The sequence below is a fragment of the Mycobacteriales bacterium genome (assembly GCA_035995165.1).
Classification (GTDB): Bacteria; Actinomycetota; Actinomycetes; order Mycobacteriales; family CADCTP01; genus CADCTP01.
The window spans coordinates 42,895-65,933 of the sequence record DASYKU010000066.1; the positions used below are offsets into that span (position 1 = coordinate 42,895).

General features: G+C 75.1%; 21 protein-coding genes. 14 read left to right on the forward strand and 7 right to left on the reverse strand.

From position 1 onward, the window contains the following. The first annotated feature begins 35 nt into the window (after positions 1-35). Genes VGP36_11205 through VGP36_11220 form a run of 4 tightly spaced genes read left to right on the forward strand, consistent with a single transcriptional unit; the run spans position 36 to position 4,852 of the window. The gene (locus VGP36_11205; GenBank protein HEV7655279.1) at positions 36-1,445 is read left to right on the forward strand and encodes an AMP-binding protein; all 1,410 of its coding nucleotides are present in this window, start codon (positions 36-38) and stop codon (positions 1,443-1,445) included. Next, on the forward strand, positions 1,442-2,584 hold the full coding sequence (locus tag VGP36_11210; protein ID HEV7655280.1) for an acyltransferase: 1,143 nt from the start codon (positions 1,442-1,444) through the stop codon (positions 2,582-2,584). The genes VGP36_11205 and VGP36_11210 overlap by 4 nt, the downstream gene beginning before the upstream one ends. Position 2,585: 1 nt before the next feature. After that, entirely contained in the window at positions 2,586-3,920 is a 1,335-nt protein-coding gene (locus tag VGP36_11215) for an MFS transporter (protein HEV7655281.1), read from the forward strand. Positions 3,921-3,946: 26 nt separating this feature from the next. Continuing rightward, positions 3,947-4,852 (forward strand): PHB depolymerase family esterase, encoded by a 906-nt coding sequence (locus VGP36_11220; GenBank protein HEV7655282.1) that lies wholly within the window; start codon positions 3,947-3,949, stop codon positions 4,850-4,852. On the opposite strand, the gene ligD is transcribed toward VGP36_11220, so the two are convergent. Continuing rightward, a complete protein-coding gene (ligD, locus tag VGP36_11225; protein HEV7655283.1) occupies positions 4,849-5,862 on the reverse strand; it encodes a non-homologous end-joining DNA ligase in 1,014 nt (337 codons plus the stop codon). The two genes, VGP36_11220 and ligD, sit on opposite strands and share 4 nt — an antisense overlap. Positions 5,863-5,970: 108 nt before the next feature. On the opposite strand from ligD, the gene VGP36_11230 reads away from it, so the two are divergent. The 4 genes from VGP36_11230 (at position 5,971) to msrB (ending at position 11,033) form a co-directional block, all read left to right on the forward strand. Further along, positions 5,971-8,367: a lamin tail domain-containing protein gene (locus tag VGP36_11230; protein ID HEV7655284.1), complete on the forward strand. Its 2,397-nt coding sequence runs from the start codon at positions 5,971-5,973 to the stop codon at positions 8,365-8,367. 218 nt (positions 8,368-8,585) lie between these two features. Then, positions 8,586-9,824, forward strand: coding sequence for a hypothetical protein (locus VGP36_11235; protein HEV7655285.1), 1,239 nt, complete (start codon positions 8,586-8,588; stop codon positions 9,822-9,824). Continuing rightward, complete coding sequence (locus VGP36_11240; protein HEV7655286.1) at positions 9,814-10,581, forward strand: ATP-binding cassette domain-containing protein; 768 nt, start codon at positions 9,814-9,816, stop codon at positions 10,579-10,581. The genes VGP36_11235 and VGP36_11240 overlap by 11 nt, the downstream gene beginning before the upstream one ends. Before the next feature lie 26 nt (positions 10,582-10,607). Next, complete coding sequence (gene msrB, locus VGP36_11245; protein ID HEV7655287.1) at positions 10,608-11,033, forward strand: peptide-methionine (R)-S-oxide reductase MsrB; 426 nt, start codon at positions 10,608-10,610, stop codon at positions 11,031-11,033. Positions 11,034-11,036: 3 nt separating this feature from the next. On the opposite strand, the gene VGP36_11250 is transcribed toward msrB, so the two are convergent. From VGP36_11250 to hemG, 3 genes are all read right to left on the reverse strand, one after another. Beyond that, the gene (locus VGP36_11250; GenBank protein ID HEV7655288.1) at positions 11,037-12,215 is read right to left on the reverse strand and encodes a hypothetical protein; all 1,179 of its coding nucleotides are present in this window, start codon (positions 12,213-12,215) and stop codon (positions 11,037-11,039) included. Between the two features lie 341 nt (positions 12,216-12,556). Next, positions 12,557-13,246 (reverse strand): hydrogen peroxide-dependent heme synthase, encoded by a 690-nt coding sequence (gene hemQ / locus VGP36_11255; protein HEV7655289.1) that lies wholly within the window; start codon positions 13,244-13,246, stop codon positions 12,557-12,559. Further along, a complete protein-coding gene (hemG, locus tag VGP36_11260; protein HEV7655290.1) occupies positions 13,224-14,639 on the reverse strand; it encodes a protoporphyrinogen oxidase in 1,416 nt (471 codons plus the stop codon). Before hemG ends, hemQ begins: the two co-directional genes overlap by 23 nt. A 114-nt stretch (positions 14,640-14,753) precedes the next feature. Here hemG and VGP36_11265 point away from each other — a divergent pair, with 114 nt between their 5' ends. Continuing rightward, entirely contained in the window at positions 14,754-15,701 is a 948-nt protein-coding gene (locus VGP36_11265) for a DUF4349 domain-containing protein (GenBank protein ID HEV7655291.1), read from the forward strand. On the opposite strand, the gene hemE is transcribed toward VGP36_11265, so the two are convergent. Beyond that, a complete protein-coding gene (gene hemE / locus VGP36_11270; protein ID HEV7655292.1) occupies positions 15,661-16,656 on the reverse strand; it encodes a uroporphyrinogen decarboxylase in 996 nt (331 codons plus the stop codon). The genes VGP36_11265 and hemE overlap by 41 nt on opposite strands. A gap of 253 nt (positions 16,657-16,909) precedes the next feature. Between hemE and VGP36_11275 the strand changes: the two genes are divergently transcribed. Continuing rightward, positions 16,910-17,101: a hypothetical protein gene (locus tag VGP36_11275; GenBank protein HEV7655293.1), complete on the forward strand. Its 192-nt coding sequence runs from the start codon at positions 16,910-16,912 to the stop codon at positions 17,099-17,101. 50 nt (positions 17,102-17,151) lie between these two features. After that, the gene (locus tag VGP36_11280) at positions 17,152-17,718 is read left to right on the forward strand and encodes a DUF3000 domain-containing protein (protein HEV7655294.1); all 567 of its coding nucleotides are present in this window, start codon (positions 17,152-17,154) and stop codon (positions 17,716-17,718) included. A gap of 6 nt (positions 17,719-17,724) precedes the next feature. On the opposite strand, the gene VGP36_11285 is transcribed toward VGP36_11280, so the two are convergent. Continuing rightward, positions 17,725-18,759: an ATP-binding protein gene (locus VGP36_11285; GenBank protein ID HEV7655295.1), complete on the reverse strand. Its 1,035-nt coding sequence runs from the start codon at positions 18,757-18,759 to the stop codon at positions 17,725-17,727. A gap of 68 nt (positions 18,760-18,827) precedes the next feature. Continuing rightward, positions 18,828-20,225 (reverse strand): hypothetical protein, encoded by a 1,398-nt coding sequence (locus VGP36_11290; protein ID HEV7655296.1) that lies wholly within the window; start codon positions 20,223-20,225, stop codon positions 18,828-18,830. Between the two features lie 496 nt (positions 20,226-20,721). Between VGP36_11290 and VGP36_11295 the strand changes: the two genes are divergently transcribed. The 3 genes from VGP36_11295 to VGP36_11305 all read left to right on the forward strand — a co-directional run. Next, positions 20,722-21,381 carry a response regulator transcription factor gene (locus tag VGP36_11295; GenBank protein HEV7655297.1) on the forward strand — a complete coding sequence of 220 codons (660 nt, stop codon included), beginning with the start codon at positions 20,722-20,724 and terminating at the stop codon, positions 21,379-21,381. Positions 21,382-21,512: 131 nt separating this feature from the next. Then, positions 21,513-22,757 (forward strand): HRDC domain-containing protein, encoded by a 1,245-nt coding sequence (locus VGP36_11300; protein HEV7655298.1) that lies wholly within the window; start codon positions 21,513-21,515, stop codon positions 22,755-22,757. Between the two features lie 22 nt (positions 22,758-22,779). Next, positions 22,780-23,039 (forward strand): acetyl-CoA C-acyltransferase (locus VGP36_11305; protein ID HEV7655299.1); only part of this gene is annotated, 260 nt, incomplete at its 3' end.

Here is a 23,039-nt window from a genome sequence, read left to right on the forward strand (position 1 = left end):
CACACGAGTTGCGCGGCCACTCTCGAGGGATGCCAGTGGACGAGCTCAGTCAGATCGCCCGGTGGATCGACCGGGCGGCAGCCGAGCGGGGGGACGCCACCTGCCTGGCCGCGGCGTCCGGGCCACGCCGGATCGCCTACGCCGACCTGCCGGCCGCGGTCGCCCGCTGGGACCGGCACCTGACCGACGCGGGCGTCCCGCCCGGCGCGACCGTCGCCACGGCGGTCGCCGACCCGCTGGACGCGGCCCTGGCGCTGCTCGGCCTGCTCGCCACCGGCCGGGTCGCGGCCCCGGTCGACCCGGCCGCGCCGCGGGCCCTGGACAAGCGACTCGACCAGCCGGACACGATCGCGGTCATCCGCGACGACCAGCTGGAGCGGCTGGACCGGGAGCCGACCGAGCGCCCCGGCGGCGTGCTGCTGTCGAGCTCCGGCAGCACCGGCGAGCCCAAGCAGGTCCTGCTGCCGGACGCCCAGCTCGCCCACGTCGCCGCCGCGGTGGCCCGCTCGCACGGGCTCGGCCCGGCCGACGTCGGCTACTGCCCACTGCCGCTCCACCACGTGAACGCCGAGGTCGTCGGCCTGCTGGCGACGCTGCGGGCGCAGGGCACGCTGGTGCTGGCCCGGCGGTTCTCCCGCAGCGGCTTCTGGACCACGGTCGACGAGCACCGCGCCACCTGGGTCAACGCGGTGCCCGCGATCCTCGCGCTGCTGTCGGAGGACCCGGCGACCACCGCGGACCCGGACCGGATCCGGTTCGTCCGCAGCGCGTCGGCCCCGCTGCCGGTGCCGGTGCTGGAACGGTTCGAGCAGGCCCACCGCATCCGGGTGCTGGAGTCGTACGGGATGACCGAGGCGGCCAGCCAGATCACGGTCAACCCGCTGGACGGCGTCCGGAAGCCCGGCTCGGTCGGGCTCCCGGTGGACGGCGAGCTGCAGGTCGTCGGCGCGGACGGCCGGCCGCTGCCGGCGGGCGGGTCCGGCACCGTGCAGATCCGCGGCGCCGGCGTCATCCGCTCGTACGCGACCGGGGTCGGGGCGGACCGCTTCGACGCCGAGGGCTGGCTCGACACCGGCGACCTCGGCAACGTCGACGCCGACGGCTACCTCTGGCTGGTCGGCCGCGCCAGCGAGCTGATCAACCGCAGCGGCGAGAAGATCCTGCCGCGCGAGATCGAGGACGTGCTGCGGGAGGACCCGGGCGTCCGGGACGCGGTCGTGGTCGGCCGCCCGGACCCGGTCCTCGGCGAGGTCCCGGTCGCGTACGTGGTCGGCGCCGGCGACGATCCCGGGCTGGCCGACCGGCTGGCCGAGCGGTGCCGCGCGGCGCTGGCCCGCGACCGGCAGCCGGCCGAGCTGACCGTGGTCGAGCAGCTGCCCACCACCGGCACCGGCAAGGTCCTGCGGGCCGAGGTCGCCGAGATGGCCCGGGACGGCGGCTCGTGACGGCGACCACCGAGGCGAAGCCCGCGAAGAGGACCAGCAGCCGGGTTCCCGAGGTCGACCTGGTCCGGGTCATCACGTTCGGCGCGGTCGTGGCCGTGCACGCGGTCACCTCGTCGGTGGCCGCGCTCGACGTCGGCGGGCACGCGACGCTGATGCTGCTGCACTACACCCGCTCGGCGTTCTTCATCTTCATGGCGATCGTGCTGGTCCGCTCGGCCGAACGGTCCGGCCGGACCGGCTCGCTGCGGCGGCGGCTGACCCTGGTCGGCGTGCCGTACCTGACCTGGTCGGTGCTCTTCCTGGTGCTGTCCTGGGCGACCGGTGGCCGGGACACGCCCTGGGACGGGGCCGGTAAGGCCCTGCTGACCGGGACGGCCTGGTACCACCTCTACTTCCTGCTGGTCACCATGCAGTTCTACGTGGTGCTGCCGGCCTTCCTCCGGCTGCTGCGGGCCACCCGCCGGCAACCGTGGGCGCTGCTGCTGGGCAGCCTGGTCCTCGGCATGGTGATCACCACCTGGCTGCACTACACGCACTGGGGCCCGGGACCGCTCGCCCAGTACAAGGGCTACGCGGCCCAGCTGCTGCCGACGTACTGGCTGCTGTTCGCGGTCGGCGGGGTGGCGGCGCTGCACCTGGACGCGGTGCTCGGCTGGCTGCGGGCGCACCGGCGCGCGGTCCTGCTGGGCACGCTGGCCGGCGCGCTGGCGATGGAGGCCCTCTTCTTCGGCTCGCTCGCCGCCGGGGTCCGCGCCGACACGGCCTCCGACGCGGTCCAGCCGGCCCTGCAGCTGTGGGCGGTGCTGCTCACCGCGGGGCTGTTCGCGTCCGCGACCCGGTGGACCGACGACGGCGCCCCGCACGTGCGCTGGGTCGACCGGGCCTCCGACCTCTCCTTCGGCGTCTACCTCGTGCACCCGGCGATCCTGGTCGGGCTGCTGCTCCTGCCCGGGGCGTACGGGCCGCCGGCAGCGATCACCGCCGGCGTCGCCACCGTGCTCGCGCTGGCCGGCTCGCTGCTGGTCGCCGAGCTGGCCCGGCGTACGCCCGCCAGCCTCCCCCTGACCGGCCGGCCCCGCCGGCGCCCGCGGCCGTCCCCGGCCCGGACGGCCGAGCCCGCACTCGCCCGGAAGGCGTGACGTGACCCTCCTCGCCGAAAGACCGGCCGACGCCCCGGCCCGTTCCCCGCTGCGGCACCGCGTCCGGGGGCGGGTGCTGTTCCTGCTCTGCCTGCTCTACGCGGTCTCGTACGTGGACCGGACCGCGATCTCCTCGGCCGGCCCGGCGCTGCGGGCCGACCTGCACCTGAGCGAGACGCAGTTCGGGCTGGCGCTGGCGGCGTACTCGCTGCCGTACGCGTTGCTGCAGGTCTTCGGGGGCTGGATCGGCGACCGGTTCGGGCCGCGCAAGGTGCTCGGCGTGCTGGCCGTGCTCTGGGGGATCTCGACGCTCTGGACCGGGCTGGCCACCGGGCTGCTCGCGCTCGGCGCGGCCCGGCTGCTGCTGGGGCTGTCGGAGGGGGCGGCGTTCCCGACCGCGACCCGGGCGATGGCGACCTGGCTGCCCGGCGACCGCCGCGGCTACGGCCAGGGCGTCGTCCACTCCGCCGCCCGGGTCGGCGCCGCGGTGGCCCCGCTGGTGATGGCCGGGCTGATCGCCACGGTCGGCTGGCGCTGGGGCTTCATCGCGCTCGGCGTGCTCAGCGCGCTGTGGTCGATCGTCTGGCTGCGCCGGTTCAAGGACCGCCCGCAGGACGACGAGCGGGTCACCGACATCGAGCTGGACGAGCTGGACGTGTCGCACGCGGACGCGGCGCCCGGAACGGCCAGCGTCGCGCCGAGTCGCCAGGTACCGTGGCGGAGACTGGTGGCCCGGTTGGCCCCCGTCACCCTCGTCGACTTCTGCTACGGGTGGATGCTGTGGGTCTACCTCACCTGGCTGCCGTCCTTCTTCCAGGACGAGTACGGCTTGGCGCTGGCCGGCTTCGCGCTCTTCACGTCCCTGGTGCTCTCGGCCGGCGTGGTCTCCGACACCCTGGGCGGGATGCTCTCGGACAAGCTGCTGGACCGGACCCGCTCGCTGCGGACGGCCCGGCGGGCCAACCTGATCATCGGGCTGGCCGGCTCGATGCTGGCGCTGATCCCGTCGCTGCTGGTGCACGACCTGGTGCTGGTGACGATCAGCCTGACGGTCTCGTTCTTCTTCCTGGAGCTGACCAACTCGGTGCTCTGGACCATCCCCATGGACATCGCGCCGCAGCACGCCGGGGTGGCCAGCGGGCTGATGAACACCGGCTTCGGAGTGGCGGGCATCGTGTCCCCGATCGTCTTCGGGTTCCTCATCGACCGGACCGGGAACTGGCAGCTGCCGTTCGCGCTGTCGGTGGTCCTGCTGGCGGTGGGGACGCTGCTCTCGCTGCGGGTGGACCCGCGGCCGCTGGAGATCGAGGAACCGGCGGTGGCCGCGGCCGCCTGACGAAGCGGCTCGTCGCCGGGGCCGCGGTGCTGGCGCTGGCCGCCGCGATCCCGGCCTCGCTGCCGGCCGGCGACGGCCCGGACGTCGGCGTGGCCGCGGCCGTGACCGTCCCGGTCTGGGGCCCGGCGATCGTGCCGCCGGCCGCGGTGCCGGCGATGGCCGGCGCGCACACCGCGACCGTCCGGCTGAGCTCCGGCGGGCGGCTGCGGACCGCGATCGTGCTGACCCCCACGACGGGGCTGCGGGTGCCGCTGGTGATCGTGCTGCACGGCCGGGACAGCACCCCGGCCCAGGAGCTGGTCCGGACCGGGTTCGCCGACCTGGCCGCGCAGGGCCAGGCCGTGCTGGCGTACCCGGCCGGGATCGGGAGGTCCTGGAACGCCCGGACCGGCTGCTGCGCGCCCGCGGCCACGCTGCACGTCGACGACGTGGGCTTCCTGCGCCAGCTCGTCGGCGCGGTCGAGGCGCACTCGCTGATCGATTCGAGCCGGGTCTACCTGGTCGGCTACAGCAACGGCGGCCGGCTGGCGCTGACCGCGGCCTGCGCGCTGCCGGGCCGCTTCGCCGGCGTCGCCACGTACGGGACGGCCCAGCCGGCGCACTGCCCGGCCGGTCGCCCGCCGCTGCCGGTCTTCATCGGCTACGGCGGCGCCGACCCGCACGCCGCCCCCGGGTACGTCCCGGCCGGCGGCACCACCGGCCCACAGACCGCGGCCGACTGGCGCGCTGTGGACAGCTGCACCGGCCCGCCGACCGTCACCACCACGGGTCCGGAGACCAGCGAGGAGTGGACCTCCTGCCGCGGCGGCGGCCGGGTCGCGCTGGTCCGCTGGGACGGGCTCACGCACCGCTGGCCCGGCTCCGGCTGGGTCCCGGCGGACACCGCCGGCCGCGTCCTCATGTGGCGCTTCCTCACCGGCCGCGAGGTCTAGTCCTTGTTCCGCGCGCGGCTCGGCTGCACGCGCATCGGCTCGCCCTCCATCTTGGGGAAGTTGGGCGGGTAGGGGGCGTCGGCCAGGCCGCGGTCCTGCTCGTCCCGGTCGGCCCGCTCCAGCAGCGGCTCGATCGACCAGGGCTCGTCGTCGATGCCGGCGTGCACGTCGCCGAGCTCGGCGAACCGGGCCGGCACGGTGTCGATGGTGAAGTCCTGGGGGTTCGCGTACGGCACCTCGTCCCAGGTCAGCGGCGTCGAGACCGGCGCCGTCGGGTCCCCGCGCAGCGAGTAGGCGCTGCGGATCGTGCGGTCCCGGGCGTTCTGGTTGTAGTCCAGGAAGACCTGCTCGCCGCGCTCCTCCTTCCACCAGGCGGTCGTGGTGAGCTCGGGGATGCGCCGCTCGACCTCGCGGGCGAAGGCGAGCGCGGCCCGGCGGACCACGGTGAAGCCGTGCTCGGGCCGGATCCGCACGTAGATGTGCATGCCGCGGTTGCCGGAGGTCTTCGGCCAGCCGACCGCGCCGAGGTCGTCGAGCACCTCGCGGACGGTGGCGGCGACGACCTGGGCCTCCGCGTACCCGGTGCCGGGCTGGGGGTCGAGGTCGATGCGCAGCTCGTCCGGGCGCTCGGTGTCGGCCCGCCGGGAGTGCCAGGGGTGGAACTCCACCGTCGACATCTGCACGGCCCAGACCACGTCGGCCAGCTCGACCACGCACAGCTCGTCCGCGGTCCGCCCGGACGGGAACTTCACCTCGACCGTCTCCAGCCACTCGGGCGCGCCCTTGGGCACCCGCTTCTGGTAGACCTTGTCGCCGTCGGTGCCGGTCGGGTAGCGGTGCAGCATGCACGGCCGCTCGTACAGGGCCCGGACGATGCCCTCGCCCACGGCGATGTAGTAGTTGGCCACGTCGAGCTTGGTGCGGCCGAGCGCGGAGAAGTAGACCCGGTCGGGGTTCGTGACCCGCACGGTCCGATCCCCCACCTGCAGGTCCACGTGCGGGGACGCCATGCGCAGACGCTACCCGGTGATCCACCGCTGCCGGTGAGCACGCAGCGCTCACCGGTTGTTCACCGTTGGTCGATGACGGAACGGGCGGGAGGTGTTAAGAACAAGCCCGTGCGTCCACCGATGCCGCGCGCTGCCGCGCTCACGACCGCCGTCCTGCTCGCCGTAGGGGTCACCGCCCTGACCGGCCAGCCCGCCTCAGCCGCGTCCCAGGACGTGGCCATCAGCCAGGTGTACGGCGGGGGCGGCAACGCCGGCGCCACGTTCACCAACGACTTCATCGAGCTGCGCAACACCTCCGCCGCCGCCGTCGACCTGACCGGCTGGTCGGTGCAGTACGGCGCCGCCGGCGGCACCACCTACCAGGTCACCACGCTGGCCGGGACCATCCCGGCCAACGGGCACTACCTCGTCCAGGAGTCGGCCGGCGCCGGCGGCACGACCCCGCTGCCGATGCCCGACGCCACCGGCTCGATCGCGATGTCCGGCACCGCCGGCAAGGTCGCCCTGGTCGTCGACGCGACCCCGCTGCCCTGCGCGGCCGACTGCGACACCGCGGCCGGGGTCAAGGACTTCGTCGGCTACGGCACCGCGAACGACTTCGAGACCGCGGCCGCCCCGGGGCTGTCCAACACCACCGCGGACGCCCGGGCCGACGCGGCCCCGGACACCGACGACAACGCGGCCGACTTCACCGCCGGCCCGCCGAACCCGCGCAACGCCGGCGGCGGCGGCACCACCCCGCCGACCGACCCGGGCGTACCGGGACTGAAGATCCACGACATCCAGGGCGCGGCCCAGGTCTCGCCGCAGAACGGGGTCAAGGTCGCCGACGTCCCGGGCGTCGTCACCACGGTGTCGGCCAACGGCTTCTGGTTCCAGGACCCGAACCCGGACGCCGACCCGGCGACCAGCGAGGGCCTGTTCGTGTTCACCCGGACCGCGCCGACCGTGGCGGTCGGGGACGCGGTGACCGTCACCGGCACCGTGTCGGAGTTCCGTCCCGGCGGCGCCGCGACCAACCTCAGCACCACCGAGCTGGCCACGCCGACGGTCACCGTGACCGCGCCCGGGCAGCCGCTGCCGGCCGCCGTCGTGGTCGGCGCCGGCGGCCGGGTGCCGCCCTCGACGGTCATCGAGAACGACGCCAGCGGCGACGTGGAGAAGACCGAGACCGCCTTCGACCCGGCCAACGACGGGCTGGACTTCTGGGAGTCGCTCGAGGGTGAGCGGATCTCGATCACCGACGCGCAGGTCGTCGGCCCGACCAACCAGTTCGGCGAGACCGAGGTCGTCCCGCCGGGCTCGACCGTCCGGACCACCCGCGGCGGCATCGTGATGCGGGCCAACGACCCGAACCCGGAGCGGGTCGTGGTCGCCGAGACGCTGGTCGACGTCCCCCGGGCCAACGTCGGCGACTCGTACGCGGGCGCCACCGTCGGCGTCGTCGACTACAACTTCGGCAACTTCGAGCTGCTGCCGAGCGTCGCGCCGACCCTGGTCAGCGGCAACCTGCAGCGGGAGAGCACCAGGAAGCCCAACCTGCTGCAGCTCTCGGTGGCCACCTTCAACGTGGAGAACCTGGCCCCGACCGACCCGCAGACGAAGTTCGACCAGCTCGCGCAGCTGGCCGTGCACAACCTGCAGGCGCCGGACGTGCTGGCGCTGGAGGAGATCCAGGACAACACCGGCGCGGTCGACGACGGCGTGGTCGCCGCGGACGTGACGATCGGCAAGCTGACCGCGGCGATCACCGCGGCCGGCGGCCCGGCGTACCAGTCCCGCTCGATCGACCCGGTGAACGACCAGGACGGCGGCCAGCCGGGCGGCAACATCCGGGTGGTGTTCCTGTTCCGGACCGACCGCGGGCTGCAGTTCGTGGACCGGCCGGGCGGCACGTCGACCGTGGGCACCACGGTCACCCGGGACGCGGCCGGCAAGCCGCACCTGTCCTTCTCGCCGGGCCGGATCGACCCGGCGAGCGCGGCCTGGGAGGACAGCCGCAAGCCGCTGGCGGGCGAGTTCCGGTGGCGCGGGCAGACGCTGTTCGTGATCGCCAACCACTTCGTCTCCAAGGGCGGCGATGACCCGCTGTTCGGGCGGTTCCAGCCGATCCAGCAGCCCTCGCAGGTCCAGCGGGTGCAGCAGGCGACCGAGGTACGGGACTTCGTCGGGCAGCTCACCGCGGCGGACCGGCGGGCGAAGGTCGTGGTCCTGGGTGACCTCAACGACTTCGACTTCTCCGCGCCGATCAACACGATCACCTCGACCGGCCAGCTGGTCGACCTGCCGCGGACGCTGCCCCCGGCCGAGCGCTACACGTACGTGTTCGAGGGCAACTCCGAGGTGCTCGACCACATCCTGCTGTCGAAGGCGCTGGCGTACACGGTCCCGACCCTCAACCTCCTGCCGCTGTTCGACTACGACGTGGTGCACGTGAACTCCGAGTTCAACGACCAGATCAGCGACCACGAACCGCAGGTCGTGCGGTTGCTCGTGATTCCCTGACCCTGGTAGGCGTGACCGCGGGCCCGGCATCCTGGTGATGCCGGGCCCGCGGCGTGCTCGCACACCGTTGACGTGCGGTCGTGACTGTCTTCACACTGTTGACATACGCAGCGTGTCCACCCTAGAGTCGCGCGTGCCGGTTAAGTGGTTTTTGTCGGTCCTCAAGCCGGTGAGGATCAGGTCCGCCTCGTGCGCGGCAAGAAGGTCAAGGGTGACGCATGCCCACTGCTGTGCGGCTGCTGCTGGTCGAGATGACCCGCGGCGCCGGTCTGGTCGGCGGTCTGCTGCTGCTCGCCGCCGCGCTGGTGGCCGGCGTCGGCATGGTGCCGCCGGAGGCCGGGCCGAGCTGGTCGACCGCGTTCAACCTGGCCCTGACCGGCCAGCTCTACGCGGCGCCGCTGCTGGCCGGCGCGGTGACCTGGCTGATCCAGGACCACCGCCGGCGCGGCCTCGGGGCGCTGGCCGCGACCAGCAACCGCGGCCGCGTGGCCGGGGCGCTCCCCCGGGTCGGCGCCGCCTGCGCCTGGGCCGGGCTGGCGTACCTGGTCCTGCTGGTGGTCTTCGCGGCCCGGACGGCGCACCGGGGGCTGCCGAGCGGGGCGACCCTGCTGCTGGCGCTGCTGGCCGGCTGCTTCCTGGGCACCTGCGCCGCGCTGGGCTGGGCGATCGGCACGCTGTCCCGGGTCCGGGCGGCCGGCCCGCTGCTCACGGTCGCGGTGTTCGCGCTGGTCTGCGTCGGGGCCGGGGCCGACGGCTGGGCCCGGCCGCTGGCGCCGGTGGACGCGGTCTCGACGTACCGGCCGTTCCTGCAGCCGCACGTCCGGCTGATCTGGGTGCAGGTCGCGGTGCTGCTGGCGATCACCGTGCTGGCGCTGAGCGCGCTGGCCGGCCGGCGCGGCAGCCGGCAGCTCACCGGGCTGACCGGCGCGGTCATGCTGGCCGGCGCGGTGTTCACGATGTCGCGGACGAACCCGGCCCCGACCGAGATCCGCGGCGCCCCCGCCCACCCGGCCTGCACGCAGGGTGAGCCGGTGACCGTCTGCCTGCGCTCGGAGGACGCCGACGAGCTGGCCGGCTCGGCCCGGGCGCTGGCGACCGCGTCGGCCGCGCTCGCGCCGTACCTGGCGGTGCCGTCGCGGTTCAGCGAGCCCGGGATCGACCGGCGGATCGCGAGCGGGCCCGGGATCTACGTCCCGCCGCCCCAGCGGCACGACCCGCTGGCGTTCCAGGCCGCCGCGCTGACCGCGATCGTGCCGCCGCCGTGCCCGCCCCGGGTCGGCGACGCCAAGGCCGTGATCTCGTACGCCGACCTGCTGACCTGGGCCGAGGCCGTGGTCAGCGGCGAGCGGGGCGTCCCGTCGTACGCGCTGGTCCGGGTCATGCCGGTGCTGGCGATGGACCAGGAGGGGCAGCGGAGCTGGGTCCGCCACCACCTGGCGGCGACCTGTGCCGGCTGATCGCCCGACCCCGCCGGTGCTGGTGGCCGGCCATGTCGCCCATCGGTACGGGCGGCGGCGGGCGGGGCTGGTCGACGCCGACTTCGCACTGCGCGGACCGGTCGTCGGCGTGCTCGGCCCGGCCGGGGCGGGCAAGTCGACGCTGCTGTCGCTGCTCACCGCGGCCCGGCCGCCGACCGGCGGGACGCTGTCGGTCTGCGGGCTGGACCCGTCCGACCCGGTCCAGCGCCGCATCCTGCGCAACCGCATCGGCGTGGTCCCGCAGGCGCTGTCGGCGTTCCCCCGGCACACGGTCGGCCAGTTCCTGACGTACGTCGGCTGGCTGCGCGGGATCTCGGCGGCCGCGCTGCCGGCCGCGATCGAGGACTGCCTGTTCGCCACCGACCTCACCGAGCTCCGTGACCGGCCGGTGCGCACGCTCGGCACCGGCACCCGGCAGCGCACGCTGCTGGCCCAGGCGTTGATCAACCGGCCCGCGCTGCTGGTGCTGGACTCGCCGACGGTGGCGCTGGACCCGGACCAGCGGGCCCAGTTCCTGGCCCGGCTGACCGCGCTGCGCGGCCGGTGCGCGGTGGTGCTGGCGACCCCGCTGGTGGAGAACGTGGCCGCGGTCTGCGACGAGGTCGTCGTGCTGGCCGCGGGCCGGACCGTGTTCAGCGGCCGGACCGGCGAGCTGGCCGGCGGCGAGGTCACCCCGGCCACCGTCGCCGCGGGCTACGTCCGAGTGCTCGAGGAGGCCCGCACGGCCCGTCGGTGACACCGCGTACGGCGTACGATAGCGGGGTGACGAAGCCCCAGATTCCCGCTCCCGCCGTGGAGAAGACCGACGAGGAGTGGCGCGCCGAGCTGTCCCCGGCGGCGTACGAGGTGCTGCGCAAGGCCGGCACCGAGCGCCCGTGGACCGGCGAGTACATCGAGAACCACCGCACCGGCGTCTACCGCTGCCGCGCCTGCGGCACCGAGCTGTTCCGGTCCGACACCAAGTTCGACTCGCACTGCGGCTGGCCGAGCTTCTGGTCCCCGCTGGCCGGCGACAAGGTCATCCTGCGCGAGGATCGCGACCTGGGCATGGCCCGGGTCGAGGTGCTCTGCTCGAACTGCCACTCCCACCTCGGCCACGTCTTCTCCGGCGAGGGGTACGGCACGCCGACCGACGACCGCTACTGCATCAACTCGATCTCGCTGACTTTCGAGGACGAGCCCGCGTAGCGCTCACTTCGCCAGCGTGGAGCCGCTGATCGCCGGCGGCTTCGCGCCGAGGAAGAACCACCCCGGCAGCCCCGCGGTCTCGAAGCCCGCGCTCGGGTTGCCGGTCATCGTCGAGCCCTGCACGGTCGCGGTGCCGGTCCGGTCGTTGCTGACGAAGAACACCGCTCCGCCACCCTCGGCGGCCGAGTTGCCGGTGATCCGCACCCCCGACAGGCGCAGCGTGAACGTGTTGCCGTCGAGGTAGATCGCGCCTCCGCTGCCGCCGCCCGGCGTACCGGAGCGGGCCGGGTTCGCGCCGCTGCCGATGGCGCGGTTGCCGGACATCACCGTGTTCGTGATGTCCCAGGACACCCCGATGCTGGAGATCGCGCCGCCGTTGGAGCAGACGCCGCCGGAGAAGCTGCTGCCCGAGATCCGGACCGGCAGGCCCTGGGACTGGCTGAGCACCCGCAGCGCGGCGCCGCCCAGGTCCGGGCCGGAGGAGTCGCAGCGGTTGCCGGTGAAGGTCGAGTCCACCACCGCGAACCGGCCGCCGCGGACGAAGATCGCGCCGCCCCCGCCGCCCTCGGTCATGTCCCCGGCGGAGTTGCCGCCGGCGAAGCCGAGCCGCTGCACGGTCAGCTGCGGGCTGTCCTGGTCCTGGCAGTGCGAGGTCGTGTAGCCCTGCTGGGCGTCGCAGGTGTTCTGGTAGAGGATCCGGCGCTGCCCGCCGCCGGAGAGCGTGACCTTGCCGCCGCCGTCGAGGACCAGCTTCGGGTGCGCGTTGACGACCTTGGCCGTCCGGGTCAGCGTGATCGTCACCGGCGCCGGGCCGCAGTCGAACGTGACCACGCCGCCGGCGGCGACCGCGGCGACCACGGCCGCGGACGTGCAGCCGGCGGCGGTGCCGGTGCCGATCACCCGGTCCGGGTGCGAGGTGTCGACCAGCGCGCCGCCGCCGGGGGCGGCCGGACCGGCCGGCGCCTGGGTCCTCGGCGTCGGCTTCGGGGTGGGCCTGGGCGTCTTCTTCGCCGCGACGACCTTGCCGGCCGAGGGCAGCGGCGGGGCCGGGCGGGCGGTGTGCGCGGGCGTCGTCACCGCCGGGGCGACCGGGGCCGCCTCGAGCACCGGCCGGGCCGGCGACCCGCAGGCCGCGAGCGACGCCGTACCGAGCAGGACGAGACAAGCCCACCGCAACCGCACCGCGGGACGCTAGCACGCCGCGGGCCCGCCCTCCGGCCCCGAGACGGCCCCGGCCGTGCCGGCGCGCGCAGCCGGCCCCCGCGGCAAGCCGACCCCCGCGCAAGCCGGCCCCGTGCAGCCGGCCCCGCGCAGCCGGCCCCGCACAGCCGACCCCGCACAGCCGACCCCGCGCAGCCGGCCCCGCGCAGCCGGCCCCGTGCAGCCGGCCCCGTGCAGCCGGCCCCGTGCAGCCGGCCCCGTGCAGCCGGCCCCGTGCAGCCGGCCCCCGCCGCCCGGCGGGGGCCGGATCCGGCACGGCGGCCGAGACGAGGGCCGCGCTCGTTGCCGACCCGCGCTGAGGGCTACGGCAGCGTGGCGACCAGGTCGGCGACCGAGCGCTTCCGGCCGGTGTAGAAGGGGATCTCCTCCCGGACGTGCCGGCGGGTCACCGAGCTGCGCAGGTGCCGCATCAGGTCGACGATCCGGTGCAGCTCGTCCGCCTCGAACGCGAGGATCCACTCGTAGTCGCCGAGCGCGAACGAGGCGACCGTGTTGGCCCGCACGTCCGGGTAGTCGCGGGCCAGCTTGCCGTGCTCGGCCAGCATCGCCCGCCGCTCCTCGTCCGGCAGCAGATACCACTCGTACGACCGGACGAAGGGGTAGACGCAGACGTAGTCGCGGGCCTGCTCGTCGGCCAGGAACGCCGGGACGTGGCTCTTGTTGAACTCGGCCGGCCGGTGCAGGGCCAGCTGGGACCACATCGGGGTGAGCGCCCGGCCGAACGCGGTCCGCCGGAACCGCCCGTACGCCTCCTGCAGGTCGTCGGCGGACGCCGCGTGCCACCAGATCAGCACATCGGCGTCGGCCCGCAGCGCGGACACGTCGTACGTGCCCCGGATGACGATGTCCTTGCTGGCCAGCTGCTCGAACAGCTCCTCGGCCTCGGTCGCGGCCGCGACCCGGTCGGCCGGCATCGGGGCGGTCGCCCGGAACACCGACCAGCCCGTGTACCGGATCACCGCGTTGAGCTCACGCGCCTTCTTCCCATCCACTGCCACGCGTCGATTCTCGCAGGTGCTCGACGATCTGCCCGGCGGCGGCGTACCCGGACCGGATGCAGGCCGGGATGCCGACCCCGTCGAACGCCGCCCCGCAGACGGCCAGCCCCGGGACCCGGCCGACGTCGGCCCGGATCCGGCGGACCCGCTCCAGATGTCCCGGCGCGTACTGCGGGAGGGCGCCGCCCCAGCGGGTCACCCGGTGCGCGACCGGCGCGGACCGGATGCCGGCCAGCGCGGTCAGCTGCCCCAGCACGAGCCGGACCAGCTCGGTGTCGTCGCGGTGCAGCACCCGGGCCTCGCGGTGCCGACCGACCGAGGCCCGCACGATCGCGAGGTCGTGCCCGTCGAGGTGCTTCCACTTGTTCGAGGAGTACGTCACGGCCTTGACCGCGCCGCCGCCCTCGACCCCCGGCACCAGCAGCCCGGAGCCGGACAGGCCGGACAGCGCCGCGGCCGGGAAGGCCAGCGTGACGATGCCGACGCTCGCGTACTCCATCGCGGCCAGCTCGTGCGCGGCCCAGGGCGCCAGGCCCTCCAGCAGCCCGGCCGCCTTGCCGGCCGGCGCGGCCACCACGACCGCGTCCGCGACCAGCGCGACCGGGTCCGGCACCGGACCGCCGACCAGCCGGAAACCGCCGGTGGTGCGCTCGATGCGGCGGATCGGCAGCCGCAGCCGGACGTCGGCGCCGGCGGACCGGGCCACCGCCTCGGGCAGCACGCCCATCCCGCCGTCCAGCGCGGCGAACGCGGGCCCGGCGTCGGGCGCGGCCGCGTCGACCACCGAGCGGGCCGCCGCGACCAGCTTGCCGCCGTCCCGGTCCAGCGCGGCCGCCAGCGCCGGCATCGTCGCCCGCAGCGACAGCCCGTCGGCGCGGCCCGCGTACACCCCGCCCAGCAGCGGGTCGACCAGCCGGTCGACGACCTCGCGGCCGAGCCGGCGGCCTACGTACTGACCGACGGAGGGGTCGCCGAGCGGGGCCGGCTCGGCCCGGTCGGCGCCGACCGCGGCGAGCCCCTCCTCGGTGAGCAGCCCGCTGCGGCGCAGCGCCGCCCGGTCCGAGGGCACGCCGAGCACCGTCCGCGGCGGCAGCTTGTGGCAGACCCCGTCGATCGCGACCGCGGCCTCGTTGGTGACCGGGTGCACGATCTCGCCGCCGAGGCCGACCGAGCGGACCAGCTCCACGCCCTCGCGCTGCCGGGCGATGAACGTCTCCGCGCCCTCGTCCACCGGCAGGCCGCCGACCGGGGACACCCGCAGCTTGCCGCCGACCTTGGACGCGCCGTCGACGATCGTGATGCGGGTCCCGGGCGGCGCCTCGCGGGAGACGGCCAGCGCCGCGGCCAACCCCGCGATGCCGGCTCCGATCACCACGACGCGCGCCACGCCATCTATCTTGCTCGCTCGCCTCGACGGGATCGAGACCGGATCGCGATCTCCGGTGCGGAACCGATCACCCGGCCGGGTGGTCGCACCGCCACCACAGGGCGAGGAGGCACAGTGAACGTACGGGCGAGGGGGCTGGGCGCGGCAGCGGTGACGCTCGCACTGGCCGGCGCGCTGGCCGGATGCAGCTCGGGCAGCAACGACTCCGGCAGCGACACGGGCAGCGCGGCGAGCAACACGATCGGCGAGCAGGCCGTGGGCGCGCCCGGGTCGGCGGTCCCGGCCGCCGGGTCCCAGGCGGCGGACTCCGCCACCGCGACGGGCGGGAAGGCGGCCGCGCCGGGCGACACCAGCGCGATCCGGATCGAACCGGCGCTGATCCGGACGGCCGACCTCACGGTCGTGGTCGACGACGTACCCGGCCGGGCCGGCGCGGCCGAGTCCGCGGCCCGGGCCGCCGGCGGCGTGGTGGCCGGGGACGACCGGTCCGGCTCCGGCTCCGGTGCGCACGCCAAGCTGGTGCTCAAGGTCCCGCCGGGCCGGCTGGACGCGCTGCTGGACCAGCTCGGGAAGCTCGGCACCGAGCAGTCCCGGACCAGCAGCAGCCAGGACGTCACCGAGGACGTGGCCGACATCGGCTCCCGGGTGGCGACCATGCAGGCCTCCATCGCCCGGATCCGGGCCATCCTGTCCCGGGCCGACAAGATCGGCGACGTGGTCGCGGTCGAGGGCGAGCTGTCCACCCGCACCACCGAGCTGGAGTCGCTGCAGGCCCGGCAGCGGGCGCTGGCCGGCCAGGTCAGCTACGCGACGATCACGCTGGACCTGCGGGCCCACGGCGCCGCGGCGGCCCCGGCACCGGTGGACCGCAGCGGCTTCGCCGGCGGCCTGCAGGACGGCTGGCACGCGTTCACCGCGACCGTGGGCTGGCTGGCGATGGTGCTCGGCGCGCTGCTGCCGTTCCTGATCGTCGGCATCCCGCTCGCGCTGGCCGCACGCTGGGCGGTCCGCCGCCGGACGGCTACCCCGGCAGCGAGTGGACCAGTTCCACAGTCCGAGTGAGCACGGCCGGGTCGGTGTCCGGCAGGACGCCGTGGCCGAGGTTGAACACGTGGCCGGGGGCCGCCCGGCCTTCGGCCACGACCCGGCGCACCTCGGCCTCGACCACCGGCCAGTCGGCCAGCAGCAGGGCCGGGTCGAGGTTGCCCTGCACGGCCCGGTCCGGCCCGACCCGGCGGGTGGCCTCGTCCAGCGGCACCCGCCAGTCGACGCCGACCACGCTCGCGCCGGCCTCCCCCAGCAGCCCGAGCAGCTCCCCCGTCCCGACGCCGAAGTGCACCAGCGGGAGGTCGAGGTCGGACAGCGCGGCGAACACCGCGGCGCTGTGCGGCTGCACGAAGCGGACGTAGTCGGCGGCCGACAGCGCGCCGGCCCAGGAGTCGAACAGCTGCAGCGCGGACGCGCCCGCCTCCGCCTGCACCCGCAGGAACGTCGCCGCGATCGTGGCCAGCCGGCCCAGCAGCGCCGACCAGAGCTCGGGCGCACCGTGCATGAACGCCTTCGTCCTGGCCTGGTCGCGCGACGGGCCGCCCTCGACCAGGTAGCTGGCCAGCGTGAACGGGGCCCCGGCGAAGCCGATCAGCGGGGTGCCGGCCAGCTCCCGGACCAGCATCCCGACCGCCTCGCCGACGTACGGGACCTGGCCCGGGTCCAGCGCCGGGAAGGCCTCGACCGCGACCGCGTCCCGGATCGGCGCCGCGACCACCGGGCCGACCCCGGGCACGATGTCCAGGTCCACCCCGGCCGCCCGCAGCGGCACCATGATGTCGGAGAACAGGATCGCCGCGTCCACCCCGTGCCGGCGGACCGGCTGCAGGGTGATCTCGGTGATGAGGTCCGGTCGGGTGCAGGCCTCGAGCATGCCGACGCCGGCCCGCAGCGCCCGGTACTCCGGCAGCGACCGGCCGGCCTGGCGCATGAACCACACCGGGGTCCGCTCCACCGGCTCCCGGCGCATCGCCCGGACCAGCAGGGACTCGGTCCGTACGGCCGGTGTCGCGCTCATCGCCGCCATCCTGCCACTCTGTCCGTGGTTCGCTCCCGGCGCTCCCCGGCCGTCCGCTCGCGGGGACGTACCGGGACGGACCGGGCGGCGTAAGGGTTGCCGCCGCGACACGCCGGGTGTCCTCCCGCGTCGCCGGCGCCCCGCGTGTCACCGTCGCCCTACGGACGCGACAAGCACCTTCCCCCAACCGTGCCGAGGAGGTCCGATGCCCACGACGACGAGGCCCTGTCCGCGCTGCGGGGACGAGCGTGCCTTCGAGACGCCGCCCTGCGGCGACGGCCACGGGCCGGAGTGCACCGAGCTGGCCTGCCGCGACTGCGGTACGGCGCTGCTCGTGGGTCCGTACGCAACGGAATCCCCCACGGTCCGCCGGTCCGCGCTCGGCGCGGCGGCCTGACGCGCCGGAGAGGGTCGTCCGAGATGTCAGCCACGGTGCCTGAACGCGACATGCCCCGGCCGCGGGGCCGCTCGCTCGCGCCCGCCGAGTTCGCCGCGGCGGTGCGCAGCCTGGGCCTGGCCCGGGTCCGGTCCGAGGTCCGGGTCGAGGAGGTCCGGCCGCCGCAGAAGCTGGCCCCGTGGACGCACGCGGTGGCGCTGACGCTGCTGATCGCCGACGAGGAGGTCGCCACCGGCCGCCTCGTCCTGCTGCACGACCCGGCCGGCTACGAGGCCTGGGAAGGCACCCTGCGCCTGGTCGGGTACGCCTCGGCCGAGCTGGACGCGGAGATGGCCGGCGACCCGCTGCTGCCCGAGGTCGGCTGGAGCTGGCTGCTGGACGCGCTGGAGACCGCCGGGGCCGGGTTCCGCGCCGCCGGTGGCACCGTCACCCAGACCTCCTCCACCCGCTTCGGCGACCTGGCCGGACCGCGCCGCACCTCCGACCTGGAGCTGCGGGCGTCCTGGACGCCGGTCGGGCAGGACGTCTCGGCGCACCTGCGCGCGTTCGCGGAGCTGCTCTGCACGGCGGCGGGGCTGCCGCCGGCCGGGGTCACCGCCCTGCCGAACCGGGGCTGAGCCCGCTCAGACCCGCAGCGGGCTGCCCGGGACGCTGCTGGACCCACTGCCGGAGCCGAGCACCAGTCCCGCCCGCGGCGCCATCGGCAGCCGCAGCGTCAGCTCCGTACCCTCGCCGGGGGCGGTCACGACGTCGAGCGAGCCGCCGGCCAGCCGGGCCCGCTCCCGCAGCAGCCCGAGGCCGACGTGCCGGCCCCCGCCGGACTGCACCTGGCTCGGCACGAACCCCGGCCCGGCGTCGCGGACCTTGGCCACCAGATGGTCCCGTTCCACCGCCAGCGAGGCGTCGGCCTCGTCCACGTCGGCGTGCTTGACGACGTTGAGCAGGGCCTCCTGGAAGAACCGGTAGACCGTCACCGCGGACACCAGCGGCAGCGGGTACGCCTGCTCCGGCCAGCTCAGCCGGACGGTCACCAGGTAGCGGGTGGCGAACTCGCGCCGCAGGGCGCCCACGGCCGAGGCCAGGTCACCGTCGTTCAGCGCCGCCGGCCGGGCCCGGGCCATCACCGCGCGGACCTGCTCCTCGGCGTCCTCGACCAGGTCCCGGACCTTCTCCATCCGCTCCGGGTCGGGGTCGATCCGCTCGGCCAGCAGCGACCGGGCCACCGCGAGCGACTGGGCGACCGTGTCGTGCAGCTCCGCGGACAGCTGGCCCCGGGTGGCCTCCTCGGCCGCGACCAGGCCGGACAGCAGCTCGAAGACGCCCGCGCTGGTCTGCTCGGCGGTCCGCCGGGCCTGCTCGGCGACCTCGTCCGCGACCCGGGCCCGCAGGTGCAGCGCGTCCAGCACCCGGGCCAGCTCGGCGAACTCGGTCGCCGCGCCGACCAGCTGCGGTGCGGTCGTCGACACCCGCAGCGAGGGGTCCCGCAGCCGCCGGACCGCGTCCGCGTGCAGCTCCCGGAGCCCGGCGGTGACCCGCCGGGACCAGAACACGCCCCCGGCGACCAGCGCCAGGCCGACCAGCAGCCCGATGAGGAGGGCCAGCACTTCCAGCCGGTCGAGGCCGCCGCGCGCGAGAACGGCGCCGACCAGCAAGATCATCGTGACGACGATCGCGGCACCGCCGATGGCCGCCCATGCCGCGAGCGGCAGGTTCCGACCGCGTCGGATCACGGACCGACGGCGTCCTCGAGCCGACCGGTGGTGGTCCACTCGGCGTCCCGGGTCGGGGCCGCGGGTCCCGCGGTGAGCTCCAGCTGTTCGACCTCGGCGTCACTGGCCAGCGCGATCGCGCCGAGCAGCGAGGCGACCGCACGCTCGACCGAGTAGAGCTCGGCGACGATCTCGTCGACCGCCTCCGGCCCGTCGAAGCGGGTGGCCAGCCGGGACAGCCGGTGCGCCGACTCGCGCAGCACGGCCAGCGCCGGGACGGTCTCCTGGGAGATGTCGCCCAGCACCCGGTTGGCGGCGCCGTACGCCTCGGCGCGCCCGACGGCCTCGTCCCGCCGGGCCGACAGCTCGGCGACCGACAACCAGGACTCGGCCTGTCCGACGAGCACACCGGCCAGCTGGGCGTCCGCGCGGCCGAAGGTGGCCGACAGCGGCGGACGGTGGGCGATGAGCACGGCCAGCGGACGCTCGGGATCGCCGAGCACGGCCGAGCAGTACGGCTGGTCGCCGTCCTCGCCGATCAGCACGCCGCGAGCGGCGAGCGCGCGCAGGGCCCACGGGCCGTCCAGCGCGTCGGAGTCGACCCGGGTCCGGGCGGCGACACCGCTGTCGTCCCCGACGTAGCGGAGGAGGCCATCGGGGTGCCGCAGCAGCATCTCCACCCGCGCGGCGCCGAACAGGCGGGCCGCGGCGATGGTGATGACCTGGGCGGACGCGTCGACGGAGCCGCCGAGCCGCTGCTGGCCCTGGGCCAGCTCGGCGAACAGCTGCGCTTCCGACGCACGCCGGGACTGCTGCTGGTAGCTCCACCAGAGCAGGCCGATCGGCACCAGCAGGCCGAGCAACCCGATGGGCTGCTCCTTCCACAGCCAGCCGGCCAGCACGCCGACCGACAGGTTGCCGACCGTGTTCATGATCGCCATCGGGCCCATCCGGGTCAGCACCCGGAAGTACGGCACGCCGGACGTCACCGAGATCGGGACGGCGACCAGGGAGTGGTTGAACAACGCGTACGTACCGAGGCCGATGCAGGCGGCGAACACGCCTCCGCCGAGCAGGTTCGCCACCAGGGCGCCGGCCGCGGCGGCGCAGAACATCTGCGCCATGTTGAACGCGAGCTTGAGGGGCGACCGGTTCCGGATCCCGCCCCGGGCGAGCGCGAAGCCGAGCGCCATGCCGACCGCGGCCCACGCACCCGGCGAGACCAGGACGAAGGCGACCGCCAGCACGAGGTCGTTCAGGGCGAAGGTGACGCCCTGTTTACCGACGACGATGCGGACCCGGACGGCGACCCATTCGGTGATGGCCACCGCGGCCACGAACACGCCGAGGGTCAGCCAGGACGGCAGGCCCCACCCGGCGAGCACGGACAGCGTCGTACCCACTACCGCCAGCATGGCGATGATGAGCTGAACTGCCCGGTCAGGCTTCATACCGAGGAAAGCCCTCAGTCCCAAGCCGAACCGTTGAGCGACACCGAGTGCGGGCTGAAAGTGACCGCGCCGGCCGCGTCCGCTGCTCCCACCGCGATGCCGAGCGCTATGGCCACGAACACCACCGCGCGAACGAGTCGTCTGCGCATCGTTCCACTCTCCCATTCCCGGGCCACCCCCCGCGATCCAGGTGGATCAGGCCGCACACACTATCGGGTGTTGCCAAATCCCGAGGCATCAACACCTGATGTTGTCACCTTCCCCCGAGAATACCCCGAAGGGAGTAGCGTCGGCCCCGCCGTGCACGGCAGGCTGTCGCCCGGAGATGCTGGCCATCCCGCGTGGAGCTGCCGGCCCGCGGACCACCGCGCTCCACTAGCGGGCCACGGGAGGGCACGGCGTGACCACAGAGGGTACGAGAGGGGCGGACGTGACCGCACTGCAGGCCACGGCGGGGTCGATGGAGGGTGTCGGACCCGCGACAGCGCAGCGCTTCACCGCGCTGGTGGTGGACGACCATCCACTGCTGCGTGAATCGATCGTCACCAAGCTGCGCTCGATGGGCGCCGCCGAGGTGTACGAGGCCGCCAGCGTGGCCGAGGCCCGCGCCCGCGCGCACGCCTCCGGCCCCTGTGACCTGTGCATTCTCGACCTGGGACTGCCCGACGGCAACGGTCTGGACCTGCTCGGCGAGCTGCGCAGCTCGGGCTGGCCGCGGCTCGTCGTGCTCTCCGCCGCCGACGACCCCTACTCGGTGCGAGCCGCGTTCGTGGCCGGCGCCCAGGGCTATCTGCTCAAGTCCGCCTCCCCCTCGGTGGTCTCCGACGGCGTCCGCCGGGTCCTCGACGGCGGGGTCTACGCGGACCCCTCGGTCGCCTCGCTGCTGGCCGCCGGCCTGCGCGGTGGCCCGAGCGAGAGCGGCGTCGCCGACCTGTCCGCCCGCGAGATCGAGGTGCTCCGCCTGGTCGCGGACGGCAAGTCCAACAAGCAGATAGGTGAGACGCTGAGCCTCTCGGCGCTCACCGTGAAGAGCCACCTGGCCCGCATCGCCCGCAAGCTCGGCACCGGGGACCGGGCCGAGATGGTCGCGCTGGTCATGCGCGCAGGCATCATCCGCTGACGGACTACCAGGACGCGCAAGCCCCCGTGACCGAGTCGACGGCTCCCGGGGGCGAGTCAGCCACGGACCTGGACGGCTCCCGCGTCGCCGCCAACGGCGCCGCGCCGGTCGCCCCACCGGCCGAGCCCGAGGTGGATCCCGAGGTCGTCGCCGAAGCCCGGGTGGCGGTGCCGCTGGTCGAGCCGCGCGAGGGCGTACCGGAGCCGATCACGACCGAGGCCGACCTGGCCGCGGCGATCGCCCGGCTGGCCGCCGGCATCGGACCGGTCGCGGTGGACGCCGAGCGCGCGTCCGGCTACCGGTACGGGCAGCGGGCCTACCTGGTCCAGCTCCGCCGCAAGAACTCCGGGACCGTGCTGATCGACCCCGTCCCGCTGGCCGACCTGTCCGCGCTCGGCGCCGCGATCGCGGACGCCGAGTGGGTTCTGCACGCGGCCAGCCAGGACCTGCCCTGCCTGTCCGAGCTCGGCATGCACCCGCGGACGCTGTTCGACACGGAGCTGGCCGGCCGCCTGCTCGGGTACGAGAAGGTCGGCCTCGGCGCGATGGTGGACAGCCAGCTCGGGCTGGCCCTGGAGAAGGGCCACTCGGCCGCCGACTGGTCGACCCGGCCGCTGCCCCGCTCCTGGCTGGCGTACGCGGCGCTGGACGTCGAGGTGCTGGTCGAGCTGCGCGACCTGCTCGAGGTGCAGCTGGCCGACGCCGGCAAGCTGGACTGGGCCACGGAGGAGTTCGCCGCGGTCGCGGCCGCCCCGCCGCCGCCCCCGCGGGCCGAGCCCTGGCGCCGGACCTCGGGCATCCACCGGGTCCGCGGCCGCCGCGCGCTGGCCACCGTCCGGGCCCTCTGGGAGGCGCGGGACGGGCTGGCCCGGCAGCGCGACATCGCCCCGGGCCGGGTGCTGCCGGACAGCGCGATCGTCGCCGCCGCGACCGCGAACCCGGCCACCGCCGAGGAGCTGGCCGCGCTGCCGGTGTTCTCCGGCCGGCAGCAGCTGCGTCAGCTGCGCCGCTGGTTCGGCGCGGTCGAGGCCGCCCGGGCGCTGCCGGAGATCGACCTGCCGCTGTCGGCGGTGCCGAGCGACGCGCCGCCGCCGCCGAACCGCTGGGCCGACCGGGACCCGGACGCGGCCGCCCGGCTGGCCGCGGCCCGGGCCGCGCTGGCCGCGCTGTCCAAGCAGCACGCGATCCCGGTCGAGAACCTCCTCTCCCCTGACCTGGTCCGCCGGCTGGCCTGGTCGCCCCCGGCCGACATGTCGGTCGACGGGGTGACGGCCGTGCTGGCCGCGGGCGGCGCCCGGCACTGGCAGATCGAGCTGGCCGCACCCCTGCTGGCGAACGCGATGACCGCCACAGCGCGCGTTGTTACCGACGAGTAGCTTCTCGCGTTAGAGTGGCCGCATGAGCCGCTCCGGAAGGGACGTCGTCTTCGTCGACGGCGCCCGGACACCGTTCGGGAAGGCCGGCCCCACCGGTCTGTACGCGGAGACCCGCTCCGACGACATGGTCGTCGCGGTGATCCGCGAGCTGTTGCGCCGCCATCCGGAGCTGCCGCCGGAGCGCATCGACGAGGTCGCGATCGCGGCCACCACCCAGACCGGCGACCAGGGCCTCACGATCGGCCGCAACGCCGCCATCCTGGCCGGCCTGCCGACGAGCGT